14 protein-coding genes are annotated in these 19,369 nt (G+C 52.7%); 5 read left to right on the forward strand and 9 right to left on the reverse strand.

What is annotated here, in order from left to right; genetic code table 11:
• Window positions 1-77: 77 nt before the first annotated feature.
• From J2Y43_RS00935 to J2Y43_RS00945, 3 genes are all read right to left on the reverse strand, one after another.
• On the reverse strand, window positions 78-752 hold the full coding sequence (locus J2Y43_RS00935; protein WP_309981666.1) for a response regulator transcription factor: 675 nt from the start codon (window positions 750-752) through the stop codon (window positions 78-80).
• Window positions 753-755: 3 nt separating this feature from the next.
• A complete protein-coding gene (locus J2Y43_RS00940; RefSeq protein WP_309981665.1) occupies window positions 756-2,216 on the reverse strand; it encodes a HAMP domain-containing sensor histidine kinase in 1,461 nt (486 codons plus the stop codon).
• Between the two features lie 84 nt (window positions 2,217-2,300).
• Complete coding sequence (locus J2Y43_RS00945; protein WP_309981664.1) at window positions 2,301-3,944, reverse strand: hypothetical protein; 1,644 nt, start codon at window positions 3,942-3,944, stop codon at window positions 2,301-2,303.
• 233 nt (window positions 3,945-4,177) lie between these two features.
• Between J2Y43_RS00945 and J2Y43_RS00950 the strand changes: the two genes are divergently transcribed.
• Window positions 4,178-4,954 (forward strand): GLPGLI family protein, encoded by a 777-nt coding sequence (locus J2Y43_RS00950; protein ID WP_309981663.1) that lies wholly within the window; start codon window positions 4,178-4,180, stop codon window positions 4,952-4,954.
• Complete coding sequence (locus J2Y43_RS00955) at window positions 4,941-7,712, forward strand: TonB-dependent receptor (protein WP_309981662.1); 2,772 nt, start codon at window positions 4,941-4,943, stop codon at window positions 7,710-7,712. The genes J2Y43_RS00950 and J2Y43_RS00955 overlap by 14 nt, the downstream gene beginning before the upstream one ends.
• A 2-nt stretch (window positions 7,713-7,714) precedes the next feature.
• Here the strand turns inward: J2Y43_RS00955 and J2Y43_RS00960 are convergent, their stop codons facing one another.
• Window positions 7,715-8,977 carry a T9SS type A sorting domain-containing protein gene (locus J2Y43_RS00960; protein ID WP_309981661.1) on the reverse strand — a complete coding sequence of 421 codons (1,263 nt, stop codon included), beginning with the start codon at window positions 8,975-8,977 and terminating at the stop codon, window positions 7,715-7,717.
• 535 nt (window positions 8,978-9,512) lie between these two features.
• On the opposite strand from J2Y43_RS00960, the gene J2Y43_RS00965 reads away from it, so the two are divergent.
• Together J2Y43_RS00965 and J2Y43_RS00970 are read left to right on the forward strand one after the other, a co-directional pair.
• Window positions 9,513-9,857: a LysR family transcriptional regulator gene (locus J2Y43_RS00965; protein WP_309981660.1), complete on the forward strand. Its 345-nt coding sequence runs from the start codon at window positions 9,513-9,515 to the stop codon at window positions 9,855-9,857.
• A gap of 81 nt (window positions 9,858-9,938) precedes the next feature.
• Window positions 9,939-10,457, forward strand: a complete 519-nt coding sequence (locus J2Y43_RS00970; RefSeq protein ID WP_309981659.1) for a molybdopterin-dependent oxidoreductase — start codon at window positions 9,939-9,941, stop codon at window positions 10,455-10,457.
• Between the two features lie 34 nt (window positions 10,458-10,491).
• Here the strand turns inward: J2Y43_RS00970 and J2Y43_RS00975 are convergent, their stop codons facing one another.
• Together J2Y43_RS00975 and J2Y43_RS00980 are read right to left on the reverse strand one after the other, a co-directional pair.
• The gene (locus tag J2Y43_RS00975) at window positions 10,492-12,021 is read right to left on the reverse strand and encodes an alkaline phosphatase family protein (RefSeq protein WP_309981658.1); all 1,530 of its coding nucleotides are present in this window, start codon (window positions 12,019-12,021) and stop codon (window positions 10,492-10,494) included.
• Between the two features lie 12 nt (window positions 12,022-12,033).
• Entirely contained in the window at window positions 12,034-12,840 is an 807-nt protein-coding gene (locus J2Y43_RS00980) for a hypothetical protein (protein ID WP_309981657.1), read from the reverse strand.
• Window positions 12,841-13,236: 396 nt separating this feature from the next.
• Here J2Y43_RS00980 and J2Y43_RS00985 point away from each other — a divergent pair, with 396 nt between their 5' ends.
• Window positions 13,237-15,471 (forward strand): hypothetical protein, encoded by a 2,235-nt coding sequence (locus J2Y43_RS00985; protein ID WP_309981854.1) that lies wholly within the window; start codon window positions 13,237-13,239, stop codon window positions 15,469-15,471.
• 199 nt (window positions 15,472-15,670) lie between these two features.
• Here J2Y43_RS00985 and J2Y43_RS00990 read toward each other — a convergent pair whose 3' ends face one another.
• The 3 genes from J2Y43_RS00990 to J2Y43_RS01000 are packed head-to-tail and all read right to left on the reverse strand — an operon-like array spanning window position 15,671 to window position 19,355.
• Window positions 15,671-16,876: an ROK family transcriptional regulator gene (locus J2Y43_RS00990; protein ID WP_309981656.1), complete on the reverse strand. Its 1,206-nt coding sequence runs from the start codon at window positions 16,874-16,876 to the stop codon at window positions 15,671-15,673.
• A gap of 41 nt (window positions 16,877-16,917) precedes the next feature.
• On the reverse strand, window positions 16,918-18,141 hold the full coding sequence (locus J2Y43_RS00995) for a sugar MFS transporter (RefSeq protein WP_309981655.1): 1,224 nt from the start codon (window positions 18,139-18,141) through the stop codon (window positions 16,918-16,920).
• A gap of 2 nt (window positions 18,142-18,143) precedes the next feature.
• Window positions 18,144-19,355 (reverse strand): AGE family epimerase/isomerase, encoded by a 1,212-nt coding sequence (locus J2Y43_RS01000; protein ID WP_309981654.1) that lies wholly within the window; start codon window positions 19,353-19,355, stop codon window positions 18,144-18,146.
• Between the last annotated feature and the right edge of the window lie 14 nt (window positions 19,356-19,369).

Genomic DNA, 19,369 nt, shown 5'->3' on the forward strand with positions numbered 1-19,369 from the left:
GCTCAGTACGCGCTCGCGCCGGTATGTGACGCATTGTTACAAAGTTTTGCTCTAACTCAATACAAACTACCCGCTTTTCAAAGCACCAGCTTATACCCTCTTCCCCGGATATTGATAATCTGGATCTTAGGATCCTCGCGGAGGTGGCGGCGGAGTTTGGTAATGAAGACGTCGAGGCTGCGGCCGTTGAAGAACGAGTCGTCGCCCCAGAGTTCGGTAAGGACTTCGCTGCGGCCGAGCACTTCGTTGCGTTGCTGGTACAGCCGCCGGAGGAGTTCAGCTTCCCGATGGGACAGCGTTATCTCGCGGTCGTCAACGGTGAGTTTCTGCTTGGCAGGATCAAAAATGTAGCGCCCTATTTTGAGCGTTCCGTTCGCATTCGTGCGCGACGCGCCTGTACGCAGGAGCGCATTGATGCGCACGACCAGTTCATCGAGGCTGAATGGCTTTTTGAGGTAATCATTCCCCCCCAGTTCAAAACCGCGGACGACATCCGCTGTCTGGGAACGTGCCGTGAGGAACATGATCGGTGTATGCGGATCGTCGCGGCGAATTTGCTCGGCCATCGTGAACCCATCCATATCGGGCATCATAATGTCCGCGACGACGATATCAGGCTGGTGCTGGCGGTATTGTTCGAGCCCGTCGGCCCCGTTGGCAGCGTACAGCACATCGAACCCTCTGTAAACCAGACTATCTTTCACGATCATTCCCAGCGCGGGCTCGTCCTCGATGAATAGTACCGTAGCCATTTTTCAGAATTTTAAGACAAATGCACTCCCCTTCCCAGGCTCGCTGGCCAGACTAATGCTCCCGCCATGCTTCTCGACCACCTGTCGCACGTAGGCAAGTCCGAGGCCAAAGCCTTTTACCTGATGCAGATCGCCCGTCGGGACGCGGAAGAAACGGTCGAAGACCGAGGCCTGGTAAGCTTTCGGAATACCTATGCCATTGTCGGCCACGGTGAGTTGCCAGCCATGCGGCTCCTGTTCGTAGTTGAACGATATGGTCACGCGGTCGTAGGAGTATTTGATCGCATTGTCGATAAGGTTATTAATCACATTTCCAAAATGCATCCTGTCCACCTGCACCATCGTCCCGAACGGGATATGCATATTAAAAACCACCGTTTTCGCGGCTTTAATGCGGTGGCTGGCGGCCAGTTCACACAGGATTTCGGCCAGGCTCACCGGCTCCGTGCGGAATTCAAACTCCTGCTTCTCTTCCACAGCCAGGTTCAATACTTTTTCGACCAGGTCCGACAACCTCTGGAGGTTATTCTGTGAAATATGGAGGTATTCTTCCGTTTTGCGCGGGTCGTTCAATGCCCCGAAGTTCAGCAATGCATCCACAGCTGCATTAACCGTCGCAATGGGCGTTTTCAGCTCGTGAGTCATATTGTTGATGAAATCGTTCTTGATGTCGGAGAGCCTTTTCTGGCGCAGGATCGTCCGAAGCATAAACACGAAACAGCCCGTGGTAAGCAGCAGCAAGAGCAGCGAGCAACCGAGCAACCATGCCATTCGTCTCAACAAATAGGGTACCGGGGTTTCAAACGTAGCCTGGACGAACAGATGCCGCACCGGGTTGATCGGCAGCGGTAATGTCCGGAAGCGATCGTCGCTCTGCCTCCTCAAACCATTAAAAATGATCACGTTATTGGCACCGGCTTTGGGGAGGATATAGAGCGTATCGAGCAGAAACGAAGCCTGAATATCCCTTCTCGCCAACTCCGACTGGTAGGCCGCGTAAATCTTCTTCATGTCGACCTTACCACCTTCCTGCCATTCCTGCACCACAAACCTGGATATACGGCGCGCAAGCGTATCGGCCGGCGCCACTATTACGCTATCGTTGTTGAACTGATAATAGAACCGGGAGGCCTCGCCACTGCGAACACCCAGCCGCCTGACCACCACACGTGCGTCGCGGGCAACGCTGCCGGGCGCTTTTTTTGAGGTGTTGCTAACGGGAGGTCCATCAGGAATATCGCGGCCGGGAGGCTTTGAGGGAACATTCTGCTCTCTCATTAAAATACGCGCGTGGTCAAGCTGTTGTCCCTCTACAACCTGAAACAATGCGTCCTGAACCACATTCGCAAACTGCTGCCGGTTGAGCCGGTAGGTTGTCAGGAGCCAATATCCCTGGAATGCATTGATCGCGACAATGCAGGCGGTCATGAGCCAGAAAATCGATCGGATACGGCGGTTAGTCATACCGCAAAGCTACGCTTTCCCAACGGATGATTTCCTTGACCTTAACACTATTTAACACAAAATAGCATTGATTAATAGGGTATTCTAACGCAAGAGCGAAATGGCCGGCGCCTCCTTGCGGTGAAAAATCCGGACGCCGTTCAGCTCCCTCACCAGCCGGTAATGCCGCTGTACATACTCGCGTACGACCGGCACTTTGTCGTGGGGCAGAAAAACGTCTCCGCGCTCCGAATAGTCGCGGATCATCGCTTCTATGAAGATTTTCGGCTTGTTTTCTTCCATATCTTCCACAAAATCACGCGTCCAGTTCGGAACAAGCGGCGATTTCATCGAAAAATGGAAGGTGTGCACGTCGCGGTAGCCCATAGGCCGCTGCGCATCCACCAGCAGCCCGTCCCGCCAGCCCCATACTACCACGGGATCCGACGAGCGGCTATTCTGTACGATATGCCCAACCACTTTCTTATCAATATCATCGCGTTTGTCGTAAGCAATATCCTGGTCGAGGTATTTGAGGCTCACGGCCGTTTGCACGATGCCGCCGAGTAACAGCAGCCCCACTGCATATTTCCGAATCTCCGGCTGGGTTACCGACAGGAATAATGCATTGAAGATCAGTAAAGGAACAAAGAGGAAGAGTTTGTAATGCTCAAAATTGTTACCCGATTGCAGCACGGCGTAAATACTCAGCAGCAAAAGCAAAAAGGTAAAGACAAACGGTATCCAGTTGGTTTTGAACTCGGAGCTCCATTTTTTGAACGATAACACCGGTAATACAACGGCCAACATCGCCAGCGTGAGCACGTAGATACCCGAGCTCGTCGCATAGAAGATAAACCGCACGACACGGCCGGGACTGAACCGCTCGGCAATGGGCATGGATGAAAACTGGGTTGTGAAGGAATAGTAAAAGTAGTTCCAGAAATAGTTGTTCCAGAAAACGTCCAGCTTGCCCCTCAAACCATAAAACACGTTGATTAGCACGGTAGGCAAAAGGCAGCCCACCAGCAATGCGGCTATGTTCCGCCAGTCCTTCCGCTGCGCCATGGCGAGCAATAAAAATGCCCCGGTGAGCAATCCCATCGGGGCATTTTGAAATTTGGCATAGACAAGACTTCCCAGCAATATACCCGCAAAAGTCGCTACCGCAGGGCTCGTCCATCGCCGGTAGACGTACAAAAAGAACAGCGCCACACCCGCAGTCACCATGAAAATGCTGCTATGCTCGGAGTTATAAGCGGCGAAAATATGGCAGATCGTGCCCAAAAAGAGCGCAAGGCTCCAAGTCATCACCAAACTAAGACTTTTCCCCGCAAACAACTTACATACCTGATACAGGAGGAGTACAGTCCCCGTCCAAAGGAGCAAGCCGATGATTTCGGCGCTGCTGTAATTGACCGGCATTCCCGCCCATGAGCCGGCGAGCAGCGGAAATACCGTCAGTGGGCGCGCGTCGGTGTAGTTGAGCAATGTCCAGAGTTTATCGGGGTAATGATTGATGGCTATAACCGCACTGAGCCAGGTACTTGTATCGATGTCATACTCCCTATCGCGTAAAAAAGGGACTCTCACAGCCCATATCAGCGCCAGGATCGAGGCGATTATCGCTGCCGCGCCTTTTCCGGAAACTTTGTGCTTAGGGTCATTAATGTACACCTTATAAATCCACAAAGTCGATAGAAAAAAGACAACAAACAGAAATAGTTTGAAGTAGAGGTTATAAACCATTAGTAAACAGAGGGTTGCTTAGGTTGAGTTCGTTAAACCAATATAAGACCAGTCCCCTGATAATGCACTATGGAATGTAATTTTTTTTAGTTTTCGGTCGCGAAATGGAATCAGGAGAGTTTTTTATTGAACTCTTACGGGATTTCCTCTTAACACTACTTAACATTAAATAGCAGAACCTTACAAACTGTCGCCTGACCTTTGATCCATCAAATCAAAAACACGGTGACATTATGAAAAAGCTCCTTTCGATCATCGCGCTGCTCTTTGCGGCCGCCCCGGACATGCTCGCACAAACCTCCGGTCAGATCAATTACGAAGTCGTGCGGAAAATCGACCAATCGCGGTTACGCTTCATGGTAAACGGCGAGGAAGTGAAACAAGGTGACCCCAACTTTCCGACGGACGTTCCCGACACCCGCACCATCGGTCAGAAAGTGCTGTTCGCAGGAAATTTCGTACGCGAAAACCGCGATGAAGAAAACATGATGAAGCGGGTCATCCAGGAACCCGGCGGCATGCCGCAAGTGACTAATGCAGGGCGCCCGTTTGAAGAATACGCGGTGATCGACATTGCAGGGCAGAAAGTGCTCACGTTCGTGACGGTCGGCCAAGAAAAAGAGGCCCATACCTACCAAACCGAGGCGCCCATCGAACCGACCGCCGGATGGCAGCTCACGCAGCAGACTAAGAAAATCGCAGGCTATTTGTGCCAGAAAGCAGTGGTGAATTACCACAAAGAGCCTTATGCCGTGTGGTTTACGACCGAATTGCCGTTCAGGTACTCGCCGGTACCCAGCCTTACGCCCGAAAAAGGAGTGGTATTGCTCGTGGAAGGCAGCCGTGAGCAGTTCAGGGCTACGAAGGTGAGCCTGGGCAAAGTCGATGAAAAGGCGGTGATGCCGGATGTTCACGCCGAAAAGGTTAGCGCGGAACAAATGACCGATATCCGCCAGAAAGCAATAGCTGACTTCCACCAAAAAATGGGACCCGGCGGTGGAGGCATTTAAACTGATATGCTGCCTGCTGCTGCTGTCGCTATCGCCCGTGTTCGCACAAAAAGTCCCGGCGGCGGGTGAAATCACCGGCACGGTGCTCGACTCGGCTTCGCGCAAGCCCCTGCGGATTGCGTCCGTCTCGCTCCTGCACGCACGGGACTCCGCATACGTAACCGCGACGACCACCGGCGGCGATGGCGATTTCCTGTTCCGGAGAGTTGCGCCCGGCCCCTACCGGTTGCTGGTCACTTTTATGGGATACAAAAACATTTCGCTGCCTATTACCGTATCACGTGATGCTCCGCTGAACGTGGGAACGTTACTGATGACCGAGCAGGGCACACAGCTTAACGAGGTGGTGATTAAACAGGAACGCGCTCCGGTGACGATCAAACAGGATACGATCGAATTCAATGCAGGTTCATTTAAAACGCAACCGAATGCCCAGGTGGAAGAACTGCTTCGCAAGCTGCCGGGTGTGGAAGTGGCGCGCGACGGCTCCATTAAGGCCAATGGCCAGGCGGTGAACAAAGTACTTGTGGATGGCAAACCGTTCTTTGGTAATGACCCCAAAATGGCGACCCGTAACCTGCCCGCCGACATTGTCGATAAGGTTCAGATGTACGATCAGTCCTCCGATCAATCGCAATTTTCAGGTGTAGACGACGGCGACCGTGAACGGACGATCAACATTACCATCAAAAAGGACAAAGGGAAAGGCTATTTTGGACAAAATGCATTGGGTGCAGGACCCAAAAGCGGCGAACAATCGGCACGATATGAAGCCAAACTGAACGTGAACCGCTTCAATAACCACAATGGAGGGCCCAACCGGCAGATTTCGCTCATCGGGCAGGCCAACAATCTGAATCAGCAGAACTTCACAATCGGTGAAGGCGGCGGCCCGCAGTTTATAGGGCAGCCTGGCGGGGACGGAGATGACGGACCATCCGCACCTTCGAATATCACCGAAGTGGCCGCTTTGGGTGCCAATTACCGGACAGAAAGCAGTACCGTCAAATGGGGCAAGCGCTCGGAAATGGCCGCCAGCTATTTTGCCAACCGCGCGGTTACCACTACCGACCGGCAGAGTCATCGCGAAAACATATTGCCCGGCCAGTCGTTCCTGACCGATCAAAGCAATTATTCCAAAAACACGCTGCTCACGCACCGCATTAATGGCCGCTTCGACCTGCCGATCGACTCGCTGACCAGCCTGCGGCTCACGCCCAACGTCAACTTCCAGACAAAAGACTTGCTGAGCAAAAGCAACAGCTATTCCTACCGCTCATTAACCGACTCCCTGAACAGAGGTCTCACTTATTACGACCTCCACGGGACCGCATTGAACGGCTACAACAATCTGTTGCTCATGCGGAAATTCAGGAAGGAAGGCCGTTCACTATCCGCGAATCTGAACACCGTATTGACCACGGGCAATTCAACGGCTTACAACCGGTCGGAGAACACCTTCTTCGATACGCTGACGACCGGTCCCCGGCAAAATATCGATCAGCGTAACGCGCAAAATCAATCGGCATTGCAAAACACCATGACCGTTTCATTCACCGAGCCCATTTCTTTTACCAAAAAACTGGAATTCAGGTATGCGTACAGCAACAACTTTGGTAAACTGGCCCGGAATGTGGCCAACAAAAGCGGGGAGACCGATCAGTATGACCAGCCCGACGCATCTTTGAGCAGAAACTTTGTGAATACCTTCGAAACCAACCGGCTCGGCGCCACTTTTCAGACCCGGCGCCTGCGCTACACGATCGCATTGGGCGCAGACGCACAGCTGGCATCCCTGCGGCCAGTCGACCGGTCCACCGACGCCGGCTACCGCACGCGCTACGGGTACCTGATGCCTAATGCCCTTTTTTCATACACATTCAGGGGAAACAGAAACCTGCGGCTGCAATACCGGACACGCGTCGTCTCGCCGGGCATTACCCAGCTGATCCCGATTGCCGATAATTCAAATCCGCTGAACATCAGTATCGGCAACCCGGAGTTAAGGCCGGAGTACTATCATAACCTCACGCTCACATTCAGCGCATCGTCCCGGGGCGGTACAGACAATTTCTTTGTTTTCAGCAGTTTCAACCAAAGCAACAACCGCATCGGCGTCTCCACTGTTACCAACGGCTCGGGTGTGCAGGTTACCACGCCGATCAACACGAGAGGGTTTATGTCTGGGAATGGATTTGTGGCATTGAGTAAAAAAGTAGAACCGCTACGGCTGTCGGTCAACCTCAGCACGCAGGGAAGCATTGCCCGCAATACGAACGTCATCAATGAGTCCGACAACATAACCACTTCGACGTCCATCGGGCAGGGCATCCGGCTGCAATCCGACTACAACGGCCGCATCGATTATGGCCTGAGCGCGCGCATTACTTATCAGCAGGCTCGGTACTCGCTTTTATCCCAACAAAATATGCAGTACTGGTCGCAGTACGCCACGGGAGATGTGCATTGGCAACTCCCCGGCAACCTGGCCATTGCCTCGGATCTGACCTACACGGGCAATACCGGCCGCGCTGAGGGGTATAACCAGCGTTTCCTGCTCTGGAATGCATCAGTCTCCAAACAGTTTTTACGTACCCGGCAGGCCGAGGTTCGATTGCAGGTGTTCGATCTGCTCAACCAAAACCGCAGCCTTGTCCGGAACACGGGCGATGCATACATCGAAGACGTACGCAGCCGTGTGTTGAAGCGGTACTTCCTGATCAGCCTTGTATACAATCTCAGGAAATTCGGGGTGTGAAACTATGGCATCTCCACCACCAACCGGCCTGTGTGCTCCACAGTCCCGCTGCCTGTGAGTGAGTAGTAATAAGTGCCAGGCGCCAGTTTAGAAATATCCAGCGGCTGGCTGTCGGAAGTGACCCTGCCCGACAATGCGACTTTTCCACTGCCGTCGCTCAGCCGGAACTCGTCACCACCGGCAACCAGCCCGTTCGCCAACGTCACATGACCGATTGACGGATTAGGATATACAAAGAAGCCTTTTTGCGGGATCTTCTGCCGCGGCACTTGTATAGACGGCCCGGTAGAAGTGCTGATAAGCCCCTTCTGTGTGGCTACATATACGCGCCCGTTGGCATATGCAAGGGCATAGGTGTAGTACCCGGCCAGGGTATCCACCGTCGTCCATGCTTCCGAAAGCGGCGCGGCAATGGGCCGGTTGTAAATGATGGTATGATTATCCCCGAAATTCACCGCTGCGTAAATGTGCGTGGCAGTGGCCGTTGCCCGCGACACACTCCCGTGCCGCATACCCGCGGGCACGTGTACCCACGTAGCGCCGTGATTGCTGCTCGCATAAGCCCTGGAATTGGTAAATGCCCAAGTATGCTTGCCTGTTTGCACAAAATCGAAGGTGGTCAGACCGGGAAGAATGCGGCCGCCATGATAACGGATATCCCACTGGGCTGTTTGGTCGTCCAGTACGGCGAGCGTACCATTCGCGCCCATTCCGCCGATGAGGCAGCTGTCGGTGTTGATAATCGCATTAAAACTATAACTGCTTCTGAAATCGAGGCCTTTGTTGAATGCGACCCAGCCAGTACCGGCGGCGTTGAGTTGCTGCACGCCCTGGTCGTCGGTAGCCACATATAATGTACCTTTTCTTTCGGCAAACCGCATGGGCGCCGTGCCGGAAAAACCCTGGGAAGCAAAACGCCAGTTTCGACCATTGTCGGTACTTTCATAAATGCCTTTGCCGTAACCTGTGGCGTAGAGCTTGCCTTTGAAACTGATGAGGTCGTCGATTCCAGCGGGGGCCGGGTTCAATTCCGCAGATGCCGTCCACGAAGTAGCCCGCCGGTCTGATACATACACCTGGCCCGCGCCTGCCGCATAGAGTTTCCCGCCAAGGTTGCGAACCGCGTAGATATCTGCGATTGGTACCTGGCCCTCCACCCGCCAGACGACACGGCCGGATTCCGCTTGGTCGCCCGACGTTACACCGGGCTGTGCAAATGCATATTGAAATGAAAGTAAACTAATAATGAAGCAAATGATTTTCATGGCTGACAAATGTTGTTGAAAACACTATGTCGTAAATACCACAAAAATGGTTTGCAGGGACTGAGTGAACGGCCCAGATTGTCGTGTGTAAAAAGACAAAAAGCGTGCTATGGCAGCTCCATCACACGCTTCTACACTACATGTTCGTTTATCGGCTTATTATTCTTTCTTGAATCTGGAAAATCTGTGCTGCCAGGAATCGTATTCACGCATTATACTGTCTGTCAGACAATTGGCACCTGCGCCACTCTTACATGATGTAAAATTAGTTCTATAATAGAAATAACAAATATTTCCACACTATTTTTTTGGTAAAAGATTGGTGAGGCAGTCGGGCGGAAGGCGCTCTCATACCAGGGCACAAAGTGCAATGCGCCGCAGCGGCACCCTGAACGACTCCCCCTATTAAATCACTGAATGTGAAATCTTTCCTATTGGAGGACAAATTAAAGAACTTGTTTGGGGCGCAAAGTTTCTATTTAGTCATAGTTTGCGGCATTAAATCGGAAGATTAGTCACTTCAATACATTATCATATGGAAAGAAATGTCGAGATACGCCTCCGGCACTGGGTGTTTGTGGACGAGGTTAAATTTTTTGGCCCCGGACGCTACGAATTGCTCGAACATATCGCCGAAACCGGCTCCATAGCACAGGCCGCCAAGGAAATGGGGCTGTCATATAAAAAAGCATGGGCGATGGTCGACGCGCTCAATACGCTGGGCAAAGGCCCCTACGTAGTCACGCAGAAAGGTGGTACCAAAGGCGGCGGCACGGTGCTCACCGACACGGCCAGGGAAGTAATGGCGGCCTACAAACGCCTCAACGATAAGCTGCTCGCCGCACTGGCCGAAGAACAGGAGCTTTTGTCACTCATCTGACGCAACTCGTCAATTTTTTTCCGTCTGTTGACAGGGACTCGTTATATTTGCGATATATCCATTTGTACATATCGCTTTCATATGAGAAAACTGCTATTAGGGATCGAGACATTCGGCAACAAGCTCTTCCTGTGCGCAGCGCTCACGCTCGCAACACATACGTACGCGCAAACCGCAGCTACACTAACCGTCTCCGGCGAAGTGGCGACCCCGCTCGAACTCAAAGCGCAAGACCTGGCAGCCATGAAGCAGGTTAGTCATAAGGTGAAAGACCGCGATGGCAAAGAGCATGAATTCAAAGGCGTGGCGCTCATCGAGATCCTCGAAAAAGCCGGGGTAACAACGGGCGCTCAACTAAGAGGTGAAAACCTAGCCAAATACGCACTCATCACTGCTGCCGACGGCTACGAAGTGCTGTACACCCTGGCCGAAATCGATCCGGAATTTACGGATCAGGTGATTTTGCTCGCCACCGAAAAAGACAGCCAGCCACTGCCTGCCGGCGAAGGTCCGTTCCGCATTATTACCCCGAAAGACAGAAAGCCCGCGCGCTGGATCCGCGCGGTAAGAAGCATTAAAATCGCTTTTGCCAAAAACTGACTTTCAAGTAAACCGGCGACGAGCGCCTGTCCGGTCAGCGGGCCGGCATTCTTTCTGTTTTGGCGTAGTTGAAATATTGATAATCCCCCAAAACAGACATTTCCGCCGACAATTTGTAGGTACCCCACGGATAGGCGGCCTCCGTTTTGACGAGGCGCTTTTGGGAAGTACTGTTCACTTTTTGAGGATTTTGCAGCAGCTCGGTTACTGCCCGTCCATCCATTCCGGCCGGCTTCGGCAAGTTGTAAATGGCAAGGACAGTGGGAACTATATCGGCATTGGAAGTCGGCAGCTCAGTAATCGCGGCATGTTTGAAATCCGGCCCCGAAGCGAGTAATGCAATATTGATTTCATAAGGACTAGCCCCGCCATGCCCTGCAACACCGCCCGCAAAGTCGGTACCGGCGTAACCCTTGTCATTTTTTGCGTCGTTCCAGTTCGGAGCTACCAGAATATCGCCTGAGCGTTTCGGGTGATCGTAATGGATCAGATCGAAGGAAAGTGTCCCCTTCACTTTACCGTTGGGATCGCCCTTTTTCAATCCCCTTGTAAAAACGGCCCCAGCCCACTCCTGCTTATGCAAGGCAGCTACAATGCCGTTAATGGTCTTTTCGTCATGGTTTTTAACATAAATCGCCCCTTCGGCTACCACCACGTCGTCCGATTCCTTGTCTTTTTTAAAACCTTCTTTAATCAGAAAGTCGGCGAGCCCTTGCCTGGCTACGTGCGTCACAAAACCGTGATCGGTTGAGATAATGATATTGTAACGCTCATCCGGGCCTTTCGTCCGCAATGCTTCTATAATGCGCCCGAACTGCCCGTCGACGTACCGAATCGCTTTCACGGCCTGCTCCGAGCCGATACCGTGCTCATGAGCCGCACCGTCGGGGTCTGAAAACCAGATCGCGCTCACCAGCGGGCCATTTTTGACCAAGCCGTATTTCAGCAATGCGTCCGTAATCCATTTGTGGCGACCCATTCCCTCATGCCCCGCCTCCGGCAATGCGCCGATGTCATTTAAAACCTGCGCCTTGAATGTTTCCGGCAATATGAGCCCCGGATTCACTACCGCGCCGTTCACTGTATGGTTTTGTAAAAAAGCCTGTCCGGTCGTCCCCGAACTGAAAACCATCATTTTCTGGCCCGCCTCCGCCAATACTTCGCCCAGCGACTTCGCGGTAAGCAGCGGCCCGGATGTGGCCGCAGGAATTTTAATCAAATCCTCATAAGTAGTGCCGATGGCCTTGCCCGGAGCGACTTCCGGAATGTAAATGGAGTTACCCAGTAAGCCGTGCGACCCCGGATACGCACCTGTCGCATACGAAGCCGAATTCACCCTCGTGACGGTCGGGAACACGCTGTGATGCTGCTTACCCAGCGCCGATAACTGTTTGAATGCAAACAGGTTAGGCATTTGCGCTTCCGTAATGTAGTCCGGACGCAAGCCGTCGAAAAACACGATCAGGGTTTTAACCTGGAAAAGGCTGCTGGTACCCTGTGCATACACCCGTTGCAGGGACATCATCAGAAAAAGGCAGAACAGATAGCGGAAATAGAGCTTCATCAATGCATCGGGTTATCGGATTTCGGAAACGGTAACGGTGTGTTTGCTGCGCTGAATGCCGTACAGCGACGTTTTCCCCGCCACGGAACGGTCAATGGCGATGCCCTGTCCTTCGATAGGCGCAGGTAATGTGCCGATATGCTGTAAAGTGTAGCCCGATTTCGGCAGTTTCAGCACGTATACTTCTGCACGGTCGTGGCCGGTGCAGTACAGCAGGCCGCCGGCACCCCAGGCCCCTCCGGAATTGCTTTTCGGGGTGAACAAATCGACGAGGTTTTTCGGAAAAACCCACGCCTCCACCTGTCGCCATTCCAGGTCGTATTTCACCAGCGACGTCCATCGCACATCCCTTCCCTCGCTCGACTCCTTGCCCGCATAATGCGCGAAGCCGATATACCAGTGTCCGTCTTTCTGATCCAGCCACGTGAGCGACCCGTGTTGCGCAATCCCGAAACTGTGGGTATCGACATGCGTCAGTGTTTTCACGTCGAATATCTCGACCGAGCTCGTCATCGGGATCTCAGGATAGTTGGAGTTCGCGCAATACAGCCTGCCTTTGATTACGACTCCGCTATTCAAATGGACTATCCCTTCTTTTGTGCCGTCCCACGTCGCGATAAGCCTGCCGTCTGTTTTGGAATGCTTGGTAATGGTGCTGTTATTGATCACATAGAAATACTGAGCATCGACGGCCACCGCCTGCTTGGCTTCCTTCACATCAAAGGTGTTCGCGGGCACGAGCGTCTGCGGAAACACCGGTTCCAGCGCGAGCCAAAGCAACGAAAAAGTGCAGAATAACAACGATTTACAAAGCGTCATAAGGGTAGTAATGGTTTCAAATCTTAAAAATAGCGAAAGGGGGCTTTTTCTACTTTACCGGAATATGATCAATGGTTACTAATCGTTCGAACGTCGACGTTCAGACACGCTATTTGCAGGCCTCTGGCCGGTCAGATACGTGAGACCGGCCAGAGGCCTGCAAATAGTTAGTTTGAAGACAGACCTTCAAACCATACGCACTCATTAGCCCAAAACCTGCAAAAGCCAGTAATGCAAATACAACAACATCGATTCCCATTTGTCATGCGTTCCCAAACCCGCTTCAAGGCATCCGTTACAACCCTGCTTTTCCTGGCAACCTATTTCCAAGGCGTTGCACAGTCCATTGACCTGAAAAATGCGACGTGGGTCGTTTCCCCGAGTATTGCATCGCCCATGAAAGAGACAGCGCCGACGGTGCTGACCGAGGAAATCGCGAAGCGGACGGGCATAACGCTTAAAAATGCATCAGTATGGCCCAAAAGCAATGCCCCGGTAATTGCATTTGCACTGGCGTCGGACAAAACTTTGCTATCGCACAATGTGCCTTCCAGCAACGGAAACGGCCCTGAATACAAGCCGGAAGGTTACCGGATTGTGACCGAAACAGCGGGTGCAAACAAGACTGTCTGGATCATTGGCGCCGATGCACGGGGTGTGCTGTTCGGCACGGGGTATTTGCTGCGGCATTTGAAAATGAGCAAGGCATTTATGGGCAAACCGCTTCTGGAATTCGCCGGGCCCGTAAACATAGCCTCATCCCCGGCCTACCCGATCCGCGGGCACCAGCTCGGGTACAGATCCACGGCCAATACATACGATGCCTGGACTGTCGCACAATTCGACCAGTACATCCGCGACCTCGCTATTTTCGGCAGTAATGCGGTGGAAGGTATTCCGTTCCATGAAGACGATAAGCCAAGCCCGCATTTCAAGATTCCTGCCAGGGAAATGCGCATCAAGATGAGCGAAATATGCCGGAAATACGACATGGATTACTGGGTTTGGACACCTGCTACATTTGAACTATCCGACAAGGCCAAGCGCAAGGCCGAACTGGAAATGCACGAGCAGTTTTATAAAGAATGCCCGCGCCTGGACCATATCTTCTTCCCCGGCGGCGACCCAGGCGATAACCATCCGTCGGAAGTACTGCCTTTCCTGAAAGAGCTGCAAACCATACTGGTAAAGTATCATCCGAAAGCCAAAATGTGGATTTCCCTGCAAGGTTTCGACACCGAGCAGATCGATTATTTTTACAAATACCTGGAAACCGAAAAACCTGCCTGGCTGCAAGGTGTGGTATCGGGCCCGGGTAGCCCGCCCATGGCCGAAACCCGTTACCGTCTGCCCAAGCAATACCAGCACCGCCAGTACCCCGACATTACGCACTCCGTCCGCTGCGAATTCCCGGTCGAGAAGTTTGATCAGGCATTTGCATTGACGCTCGGCAGGGAGTCAGTCAATCCGCGACCCTTTGCATTTGCCAAAATCCACGCGAAATATGCGCCATTTACGGACGGATTTGTTTCCTACTCCGACGGCAGCCACGACGACGTGAACAAGGTTTTGTGGAGCATGCGCGCCTGGGATCCTCAGGCGGATGTGCACGGGATTATGGAGGAATATTCCGCCTTTTTCTTTAATCATACAGTGGCTGCGGTAGCGGCTAGTGCGATCGAAGGACTCGAACAAAACTGGAAAGGGCCGCTGGCTGAAAATGGCGGTGTGGAAATGACTTATGTCAACTGGCGGATTCTTGAAAAAACGGAAGAGTCCCTTGCGGGCAGCTGGCGGTGGCAAATGCTTTTGCTGCGCGCATATTACGACCAATACACGCGCATGCGCCTTATCCGCGAACAGGAACTTGAAAAACAAGCCAATGCAATCCTGGCTGCCGCTGATCGGAATACCATTGCAGAGTCCATGGATGCGGCGTTGGCAATCGTCAACAAAGCCGATCAGGAACCGATTGAGCGCGACATTTACAAGCATATTGTCGATTTGAGCGATGCGCTCTACACCTCCATCGGACTGCAAACCAGCACTGAAAAACACAAACCCCGCAACCCGGAACGCGGTGTGGTGATGGATTTTGTGAATTATCCGCTCAACAACCGCTGGTGGCTGGCCGATGAATTCGAGAAGATCAAAAAAATGACCAGTCCCGACGAACAGTTAACGAGATTAAAAACCATCGCATCCTGGGAAAACCCCGGGCCCGGAAGTTACTATGACGACATTTCGAGTGTAGCGAAAGGCCCCCGCGTCAAAACGATTTCGGAAGATGCAACCGACGTGGCGTGGTGGGATAATGGTATGAGCCGCAAAAGGCTATCGACCCAGCTTTTCCAACGCGAGCCGGAGCTCGATTACGACAACCTTGACCCTCGCGCGCGCTACATCATACGCGTGGCAGGCGAAGGCGATGCGCTTCTGCGCGTGGATGGGAAAAGACTTTCCCCTATCGTTTACAATAAAGAATCCGAAACATTCAAGGAATGGATTGTGCCGCTGAGCCTCACCCAGGACGGCAAGATTTCGGTCACTTTCGACGGCCCCGAAGAATCGCAGCTGAACTGGCGCAAACAGTCGAAAATTTCGGATGTATGGTTGTTGAAACAGCCGTAATGCGATCAATTGTGAACTTTTAAAAGGCGCTCGCTCGTGCAAATCTCCGGATTTGCACGCACTATTCGCGGGCCTCCGGCCGGTCCATACAACAAAAATGACATTGCGGTATCGACCGGCCGGAGGCCTACGAATAACAGTCACGAAGGAAAACCTGCGCGCCATTTCGTTGCTTCAAACAGAAAGCCACTCTTCCGGCTTAATCGTGAATGCCGAGAAAGCGATTCCTGACGAGCAGACAAGCTCCCAGTAAGCCCGCGTCTTCACCCAATTTTGAATGCACAAGCCGTGTATCATTATTAACCAGGCTTAGGGAATATTTATTAATGGCTGTTTTGATGGGCAGACCAATGTAATCGCCCGTAGCAAGCAGGCCGCCTCCAAGGATTACCAGTTCAGGGTTGAAGACGTTGATCAGGGAAGCGATACCGCGGCCGATGTTGTCGCCCAATTGTGCGATAAGCTCAATGGCAAGCACATCGTCGGCCATGGCGGCTTCGATGATATCGTCCATCGTAATGCGATCTGGCTCGGCTATTCTAGTGGTGATGAGTGAAGAAGAACCTTCCCTGACCTTATCGCGGAACATTCTTTCCAATGCCCAGCCGGCAGCCTCGGTTTCCAGGCATCCTTTTTTGCCGCACCGGCAGATATATTCATTTTGGAATACCGGCATATGGCCAAATTCCCCGGCGTAACCCGATTTACCATAATACAGCTCGCCGCCCATCAGTATACCGACCGCGATGCCGTAATCCAGGTTCAGGAAAAGTACATCTTTTTCGTTTTCGACAGCTCCCAGGCAGAACTCGCCGTAAGCCATCGCGCGGGAATCGTTTTCGAGAAATACGGGAAAGCCTATTTTCTCCTCGACAATCTCGCTTAGCGGGCGGTCGTCGAAATGGAAGTAGCTGTAACTGTGCCCGGTACGGTAATTAACCCTTCCCGAGAGATTGATACCCACGCCTTTGATCCGGTCTTTCGGAACAGACAGCCCGGTGATAAAATCGAGGATATGGCCACACAACGTATCCCGCGATTCGACGGTATTAGTCAGTTCGTAGTCCATTTTACCCGAATTCCCGACCAATGTTTTGTCCAGATTCAGCAAACCGATCGTGATATGGCTTTGCTTTACATCCACCCCGATAAAATAGGCAGCCTCCGCTGCTACACCATATAAACTGGGCTTGCGACCGCCGGAAGAATCGACCTTTCCGTAATCGCTCACCAAACCCTCGGCCCGCAGCTCACTCACCAGCACGGTCACCTTTGGAACGCTGATATTCAATCGCTTGCCCAACTCCGGCAGCGTCATACTGCCATGATTGGCCAGATACCCGAGGATAATCCCGGCCGGGTCTTTGGTTTTATAGTTGGCTGCAACGCGAAGTGGTCTGCTCATAGGGTGTAAAAACAAATGGGGCGGCTAAATTAAGGACATATTTACTTTGTTTTATATCCGTTCAGGCCAAAAAAGAGGATGAAGACATAGCACAGCAACGGCAGCATAAAAGCAACCTGCCAGTTGAAATGGTCAATCAGCACGCCCTGCAAAAATGATACAACCGCCCCGCCGACAATGGCGGTGGACAGCCAGCCGGAGGCTCTTGTCGCATGCTCTTCGAGGCCGGCTACCGACAATGAAAAGATCGTCGCAAACATAATGGAATTGCACAATCCAACGGCTACCATGGTCCAGGCAGCCAACATGCCGGTGCTCGTCACTGACACGACGATCAACACGACGGCGGCAATGGCACAAATGCTTAATACCAGCGGCGCACGAACGATTTTCAACACACCGGCTCCTAAAAAGCGGCCCACCAGCATGCTTCCCCAGTACAATGCCACGTAGGTAACCGCCTCATTCTCCACAATACCCGCCGTATCGGCAATATAGTTGGTCAGAAACGAGCCAATGGAAACCTCCGCCCCCACATAACAGAACAATGCTACCAGGCCGAACCGCAAGTTCCGAAACCCGAAAATCCCTGATTGTCCTTCTCCTCCATCAGTTGCCTGCGAGACCGGAGACGGCAATTTCAACTGGCTGATCACGAAAGCGATCACGATCACCAAGGCGGTAATGCAAAGATAGGGAAGCCGCACGGCCTCGCTGGATTGTATACCATCGCGAACCTCCGAAAGAATATACGATGCCCCCAGCAACGGTGCCACGGTAGTACCCAGCGAGCCCAGCGCCTGAATGAGGTTGAACCGCGAAGAAGCGGTTTCCGGCGGGCCTAGTAAGGTAATGTAGGGGTTTGCGGCTACCTGCAATAGCACAATGCCAATCGCGAGAATAAAAAGCGCTGCCAGAAACAGGTAGTACTGGTGCATGAGCGATGCCGGGTAAAACAGGAATGTCCCCACCGCCGCGATCGCAAAACCGGCCACCATACTCTGTTTAAATCCAAATTTACTGACGATAATCCCGGCAGGAATGGACATTATTCCATAGGTAACAAAGAAGTAAAACTGCACGAGCGCCGATTGCGTGTAGTTCAGTTGGAAGCTGTTTTTAAAAAACGGCACGAGTGTGTCGTTGAGGCACGTAATGAGCCCCATCATAAAATACAATACCGCGAGCGTTACCAACGCGGGCCTGTAACTCTGCCCGTCGGCAATGCCCGCAGGCCGGGCGGCAGCAACTGGTACCTGGGCCATAGTCAGACGTTTAAGGACACTTTCGATTGAATAGCTTCCAGCGTTTTCCAGCATTGATACAACCCGCGCGGTACATGGAAACAGCCCTTCCATTTACCACCTTTCAATGTCAGCAGCGGTTCGCCCTGGCGATTGAGGTACCCAAACCATTCGCCGTATTCGGGGTCAGGGAAATGGCTCCACGTATACGCATGCACGCGCTCGAACCAGTGCGCACAACGCTCGTCGCCCGTGTGCAGGTAGCCTTTCAGGAGCGTAATAAGCGTTTCCATATGCACCCACCAGAGCTTCTGGTCCCATTCGAGCTGTTGAGGCGGATTGCCTTTTACATCCATAAAATAGAAGATCCCGCCATGCACAGGGTCCCAGCCGTACTCAACGAGCTGAATCGCAATGTCGACCGCCCGCTGCGCCAGCTGCCCGTCCGAAGTCCGTTCGGCCAGGTCCATCATAAACCACATCGATTCCAGCCCGTGCCCCGGATTGACCAGCCTGCCCTCGAACGAATCCGAAAAAGAACCGTCGGGGCTGACATTTTCAAGGATCACACCCAGCTCGGGCTTGTAAAACTTGTTCATCACCGTGTCGATACCGCGTTCGATCACCTCATTCACCAATGCCGGTTCCAGCAGCGACTCGATTTCCAGTACCAGGTTACACAGGATCATCGGCAAGGCGAAACTCTCCAACGGCCGCGCACCGGGCACGGCTTTGCTGTAAATACCCTTCGGATTGTCCTGTCTTTTCAGAATGTTGTAGAAAGTCTCCGTGGCAATAGTTTTGAACTCCTCATTGCCCGTAGCCTTGTACAACTGCCCGAATGCCATGGTGGCGAAGCAGTCCGAAAAAATGCTGTGCGGTTGCATAAGCGGATTCCCATAGCGGTCCAGCGAAAAGTACCAGTTGGCGCCGCCGGCGCGGACATCTCGGCCGTGCCCGTGCTCCCGCCCATGCTTCTGCAAAAATTCTGCCCCCGAAAGCGCCATGTCCAGCCACTCCTGCCGCGCTTCCACCTGATTATACAGCATGGCAAAGCACCATACCTGCCGGCATTGAAGCCACAAAAACTTGTCGGTGTCGAACACCTTCCCCTCGCGGTCGAGGCAAGTAAAAAATCCTCCCGATTCGTGATCGGGAGAATTCTTCATCCAGAAAGGGATCACATCGTTCAGCAGTGCGTGTCGGTACTGGTCAATATACTTTTCGGGTTGCATGAAAGGTAGGTTTA

Source organism: Dyadobacter sp. BE31, from assembly GCF_031457695.1.
In the GTDB taxonomy this organism is placed as follows: Bacteria; Bacteroidota; Bacteroidia; order Cytophagales; family Spirosomataceae; genus Dyadobacter.

What these genes read in the sequence shown, in the direction of transcription:
- J2Y43_RS00935 (WP_309981666.1), bottom strand. Translation starts at nt 752, where the DNA reads ATGGCTACGGTACTATTCATCGAGGACGAGCCCGCGCTGGGAATGATC.
- J2Y43_RS00940 (WP_309981665.1), bottom strand. Translation starts at nt 2,216, where the DNA reads ATGACTAACCGCCGTATCCGATCGATTTTCTGGCTCATGACCGCCTGC.
- J2Y43_RS00945 (WP_309981664.1), bottom strand. Translation starts at nt 3,944, where the DNA reads ATGGTTTATAACCTCTACTTCAAACTATTTCTGTTTGTTGTCTTTTTT.
- J2Y43_RS00950 (WP_309981663.1), top strand. Translation starts at nt 4,178, where the DNA reads ATGAAAAAGCTCCTTTCGATCATCGCGCTGCTCTTTGCGGCCGCCCCG.
- J2Y43_RS00960 (WP_309981661.1), bottom strand. Translation starts at nt 8,977, where the DNA reads ATGAAAATCATTTGCTTCATTATTAGTTTACTTTCATTTCAATATGCA.
- J2Y43_RS00965 (WP_309981660.1), top strand. Translation starts at nt 9,513, where the DNA reads ATGGAAAGAAATGTCGAGATACGCCTCCGGCACTGGGTGTTTGTGGAC.
- J2Y43_RS00970 (WP_309981659.1), top strand. Translation starts at nt 9,939, where the DNA reads ATGAGAAAACTGCTATTAGGGATCGAGACATTCGGCAACAAGCTCTTC.
- J2Y43_RS00975 (WP_309981658.1), bottom strand. Translation starts at nt 12,021, where the DNA reads ATGAAGCTCTATTTCCGCTATCTGTTCTGCCTTTTTCTGATGATGTCC.
- J2Y43_RS00980 (WP_309981657.1), bottom strand. Translation starts at nt 12,840, where the DNA reads ATGACGCTTTGTAAATCGTTGTTATTCTGCACTTTTTCGTTGCTTTGG.
- J2Y43_RS00985 (WP_309981854.1), top strand. Translation starts at nt 13,237, where the DNA reads ATGAAAGAGACAGCGCCGACGGTGCTGACCGAGGAAATCGCGAAGCGG.
- J2Y43_RS00990 (WP_309981656.1), bottom strand. Translation starts at nt 16,876, where the DNA reads ATGAGCAGACCACTTCGCGTTGCAGCCAACTATAAAACCAAAGACCCG.
- J2Y43_RS00995 (WP_309981655.1), bottom strand. Translation starts at nt 18,141, where the DNA reads ATGGCCCAGGTACCAGTTGCTGCCGCCCGGCCTGCGGGCATTGCCGAC.
- J2Y43_RS01000 (WP_309981654.1), bottom strand. Translation starts at nt 19,355, where the DNA reads ATGCAACCCGAAAAGTATATTGACCAGTACCGACACGCACTGCTGAAC.